The organism is Kitasatospora sp. NPDC091257, assembly GCF_044757675.1.
Classification (GTDB): Bacteria; Actinomycetota; Actinomycetes; order Streptomycetales; family Streptomycetaceae; genus Kitasatospora; species Kitasatospora lactacystinica.
Genome location: NZ_JBIVVI010001155.1, coordinates 1 through 2,852 on the forward strand (window position 1 = coordinate 1; position 2,852 = coordinate 2,852).

Below are 2,852 nucleotides of genomic sequence, written 5' to 3' on the forward strand. Positions count from 1 at the left end.
GGCGAGGTAGAGGATCGGGTAGGCGGTGACGGTGCGCAGGGGGGCGCGTTCCAGCAGGCGGCCGAAGGCGAGGTTGCCGGCGGTCATGACGACGCCGAAGGCCATCAGGGCGGGGCCGGTGAGGGAGGTGTCGAGGCCGGTGACGTTCTGGAGGTATTCGGCGATGTAGCCGTAGCCGCTGAACATCGCGGCGAACACCAGGGTGACGGCGGCGACGGCCAGCCACAGCCGGCCCCGGCGCAGGATGCGCAGCTGGCCGGCGTAGGTGGGGCGTTGGGTGTCGGGCAGGTCGGGGAAGAAGGCGAGGACGCCGGCGCAGGCGATCAGGTTGAGGGCGGCGGCGCTCCAGAACGCGGCGGGCAGGGAGAGGTGGTCGGCGAGGTAGGAGGTGAGGGGGACGCCGAACGCGAAGCCGGCGCTGACGCCGGCGAAGACGGTGGTGGCGGCGCGTGCGGCTTTTCCGGGCGCGGCCAGGCGGGTGGCGGCGGTGAGGGCGAGGGCGAAGAAGACGGGGTGGAACAGGGCGGGCAGGATCCGCAGGGCGAGGACGAGGGGGAAGGAGTCGCTGAGCGCGTAGAGCGCGTTGGAGCCGGCGAAGACGGCAAGTGCCGTGGCCAGCACGGTCTTTCGGCGCAGGCGCGAGGCGAGCAGGACGCCGGCGGGGCCGGTGGCGGCGACGGTGAGGGCGAAGGCGCCGACGAGCCATCCGGCGGTGGCGGGGGCCACGTGCAGGCGTTCGGCCAGGGCGGGCAGGACGCCGACGACGCCCATCTCGGTGGTGATGATGCCGAACACGCCCAGGGCCAGGACCGGGACGGCCAGGGCGTTTCGGGCGGGAGCGGTGCGGTGCACGACAGCCTCCAATGGATACACAAATCTAGATAGTTGGATGCGTAAGGGCCGAAGAAAAGGGGGGGCGCCGGCCGGGCGCCCCCGCACGGAGGGGAGTGCGGTGCGCACGTCCGCGCGCGTGCGCGGGCATGTGCGCGCACGTACGCGTGGGTGCGTGGGTGTTGTGCGTGGGTGTCAGAGTTCGTCGCGCACGTAGGCGGCGAAGGCGGCGATGGTCTCCTCGTTGCGCCGGTAGAAGGTCCACTTGCCGACGCGCTCGGACACCAGCAGTCCGGCCTCGCGCAGGATCTGGAGGTAGCCGGAGACCACCGACTGGGCCAGCCCCGAGCGTTCCTGGATGTCGGTGACGCACACGCCGATGTGGAAGCCGACGCCGCGCTCGCGGTAGTACGGCTCGTCGAAGTAGCGCTCGGGCGTCTTGAGCCAGCGCAGGAAGTCCGCGCGCGCCGGGTTGGCGAGCGCCTTGTGCACGGCCAGCGGGTCCAGCTCCACCGCACGCCCTCCTTCCCGTCGCCCGGCCCCTCGCCGGACGCATCTAATATTCTGGATACGACCTTGAGGTGTCAAGGCGGGCCTCCCCGGGCCGGACGGCGGGGCGGGGCGGGCCGGAACGGCGGCAGGGCGGACCGGAGGCCGGGGCCGGCGGGCGGGGCGGGTGCGCGCCGGGTGGCGTGCGACCTCGGGCCTCGGCGGCGCGGGTGGTGCGGCGGCGCGCCGGTGATTCACCCCCACGAGTGATTGTGACGCTGTGTGCGACAGCGGACACTCTGGGTATCCGGAGGGCTCGTGGGGGGCTCTCCCGGCGCGAGGAGAGCCGCCATGGCCGCAAGCGAACCCACCGCCTCCCAGGTCCCGCAGATCACGGGCGGCCTGCAGTCCGCCGGCGGGGAGCAGCACCTCGCGGACGTCGGCGGCAACGTCGGTGCCGTGTGGCGGGGCTGGGTGATGTGGGGCCCGGGCAACGGGACGTTCAACCTGCAGATCCCGTGGAACGTGATCGGGATCGACTCGACGGTGGTCATCACGGCCTCCGAGACCGATTCCAACGGGAACCGGTTCGTCGGTGCCGCGCCCTTCCAGGTGTCGAGCATCGCCCCCGGCAACGGGGTGGTGACCTTCAAGATCAGTATCGGCTGGAACAGTCCGCTGACGATGCGCACCGACATCCTGGTCCTCAACTGACCCGGCCTGCCGGGCCGTTGGCCGCGCCCTCGCGGTGACGGACCGGCGCCCCTCGCCCCGTCGCGCCCGCGGATCCCCCGCGGACGCCGCGGGGCGAGCGCCTTTCCGGGCGCCGGGGGCGGGGGGCCGGGCGCCGGGGGCCGGGCGCCGGGCGCGGGGCGCGGGGGCCGTCCGGGGCGGTCAGTCGTCGGCGGCGACCAGGAGGGTGACGGTGTCCGCGGCGCGGTCGACGAGGACGAGCTCGTGGAAGTCGGTGTGGACGGGGCCGTAGTCGTGGCGGGCGTCCTCGGGAGGGTGCACGAGCAGGTAGCGGGCGTGGGCCCGGCGGGCGGGGGCGTGGACCTCCCGCTCCAGCCGCGCGAGCAGCGCCGGCGGCACCGGGCCGTGCTGCAGCGTCCAGGCCTCGACGAGGTCGACCGCCGCCTGCGCCGGCACGGGCGCGTAGCTGTCGGGCGTGATCCGCTCCACCCACCACTGCCCGTGCCGCGGCCAGTCCCGGGCCCCGGCCCCGTCGTAGGTGTCCCGGAACTGCGGGTGCGCGATCAGCGCGGCCAGCACGTCCCGGTCGTGCGCCCCGGCGACCGGCCCGAAGCGCTTGATGTCGACCCACCGGAAGGCGTGCCGGTTCCCCTCGAAGCCGAAGTCCCCGAAGTCGACCAGCGTCCGCTCCAGGTGGACGAGTTCCGCCGTGGTCTCCATGCCCCGCATCGTAGGGGGTTCCCGCGCCGCCGCGCCTCCCTTCCCGCCCGGTCCGTCCCCCCGGGCCTTCCCCCGGCCCTGCCCGGGCCCGGGGCGTGGCGGGCTCAGGCCGTGGCGGG

4 protein-coding genes are annotated in these 2,852 nt (G+C 74.3%); 1 reads left to right on the forward strand and 3 read right to left on the reverse strand.

Annotated features, from left to right (window positions below):
- On the reverse strand, positions 1-852 hold an 852-nt coding region (locus tag ACIQOV_RS35705), incomplete at its 3' end, for an MFS transporter (protein ID WP_401054983.1).
- A gap of 174 nt (positions 853-1,026) precedes the next feature.
- Positions 1,027-1,344, reverse strand: a complete 318-nt coding sequence (locus tag ACIQOV_RS35710; protein ID WP_387690705.1) for an ArsR/SmtB family transcription factor — start codon at positions 1,342-1,344, stop codon at positions 1,027-1,029.
- Between the two features lie 327 nt (positions 1,345-1,671).
- Here ACIQOV_RS35710 and ACIQOV_RS35715 point away from each other — a divergent pair, with 327 nt between their 5' ends.
- The gene (locus ACIQOV_RS35715; RefSeq protein ID WP_401054984.1) at positions 1,672-2,034 is read left to right on the forward strand and encodes a hypothetical protein; all 363 of its coding nucleotides are present in this window, start codon (positions 1,672-1,674) and stop codon (positions 2,032-2,034) included.
- Positions 2,035-2,214: 180 nt separating this feature from the next.
- Here the strand turns inward: ACIQOV_RS35715 and ACIQOV_RS35720 are convergent, their stop codons facing one another.
- A complete protein-coding gene (locus ACIQOV_RS35720) occupies positions 2,215-2,733 on the reverse strand; it encodes a hypothetical protein (protein WP_401054985.1) in 519 nt (172 codons plus the stop codon).
- Positions 2,734-2,852 lie beyond the last annotated feature (119 nt).

Excerpts from the sequence above, each read along its gene's own strand:
- ACIQOV_RS35715 (WP_401054984.1), top strand. The coding sequence starts at position 1,672 with ATGGCCGCAAGCGAACCCACCGCCTCCCAGGTCCCGCAGATCACGGGC.
- ACIQOV_RS35720 (WP_401054985.1), bottom strand. The coding sequence starts at position 2,733 with ATGGAGACCACGGCGGAACTCGTCCACCTGGAGCGGACGCTGGTCGAC.